The organism is Adlercreutzia sp. DFI.6.23, assembly GCF_024462535.1.
GTDB classification, from domain to species: Bacteria; Actinomycetota; Coriobacteriia; order Coriobacteriales; family Eggerthellaceae; genus Adlercreutzia; species Adlercreutzia rubneri.
On the sequence record NZ_JANGBP010000602.1, the window covers coordinates 1 to 296 of the forward strand.

At 64.9% G+C, this 296-nt stretch carries 1 protein-coding gene; it reads left to right on the top strand.

Going from position 1 to position 296, the window contains the following annotated elements; translation table 11 throughout:
* Positions 1 to 296 (top strand): acyl-CoA dehydrogenase family protein (locus NE591_RS14735; RefSeq protein ID WP_256157045.1); only part of this gene is annotated, 296 nt, incomplete at both ends.

Consider the following 296-nt stretch of genomic DNA (forward strand, 5'->3'; position numbering starts at 1 on the left):
CTTCCAGCTCGTGCAGGAGCATATCGTCGAGATGCAGATCAAGCTCAACAACACCCGTAACTTCCTGTACCGCACCTGCTGGAAGATGGACAACGGCATTCCGGTGAACAACGACGCCGCCATGCTGAAGCGCTACGGCGCCCCGGCGCTCACCGACTGCTGCTCCCGCGCCCTGCAGCTCATGGGCGGCATCGGCTTCACCGACGAGACCCGCGTCTCCCGCCTCATGCTCGACTGCCGCGGCTTCCAGATCGGCGGCGGCACCGTCGAGATCATGGTGCACATCTCCGGCCGCG